1 protein-coding gene is annotated in these 696 nt (G+C 67.8%); it reads left to right on the top strand.

Annotated features, from left to right (window positions below; genetic code table 11):
* A partial coding sequence (locus I6F37_RS38355) for an Hpt domain-containing protein (protein WP_225154122.1) occupies positions 1-696 on the top strand: 696 nt, incomplete at both ends.

The following is a 696-nucleotide window of genomic DNA, read 5'->3' as shown; positions in this document are numbered from 1 at the left end:
ATAACATCTTCCGCCTGGTCCACACCATCAAGGGCACCTGCGGCTTCCTCGGCCTGCCGCGGCTGGAAGCGCTGGCGCATGCCGGCGAGACCCTGATGGGCAAATTCCGTGACGGCATGCCTGTGACCGCCGAGGCGGTGACGGTGATCCTGTCCTCGATCGACCGCATCAAGGAGATTTTGGCTGGCTTGGAGGCGACCGAGGCCGAGCCTGAGGGGAACGACCGCGATCTCATCGACAAGCTGGAAGCAATGGTCGAGCAGGGCATGGCGGCCATGTCAGGCTCGGCGGAGCCGATGCCGACAGCCGGCACTGCTGCTCCCGTTGCCGATGCGCCGCCGCTGGTGCCGGAAGCGCCCGCCGCTGCAGCCGCCCCCGCCAAGGAGATGACCATGGGCACGCTGGTCGATCAGACCCTGGAGCGTCCGCTGCGTCCGGGCGAGGTCTCGCTCGACGAGCTCGAGCGCGCCTTCCGCGAGACCGCGATCGAAGCGCCGGTGCCCGCGCCCGTGGCCAAGGCTGAGGTTAAGGCCGAGCCGGCTGCTGAAGCCGCAAAGCCCGCCAAGGAAAAGGCCGCGCCGAAGAAGTCGATGGCCGACGAGATGGCGGGCGAGGGCGACCGCATCGCCAACCAGTCGATCCGCGTCAACGTGGATACGCTGGAGCACCTGATGACCATGGTCTCCGAGCTGGTCC

The sequence above is a fragment of the Bradyrhizobium sp. NBAIM08 genome (assembly GCF_020193935.1).
Lineage (GTDB): Bacteria > Pseudomonadota > Alphaproteobacteria > Rhizobiales > Xanthobacteraceae > Bradyrhizobium > Bradyrhizobium yuanmingense.
Note: the sequence above shows the minus strand (reverse complement) of the source record. Positions and strands in the feature narration are given on the sequence as shown.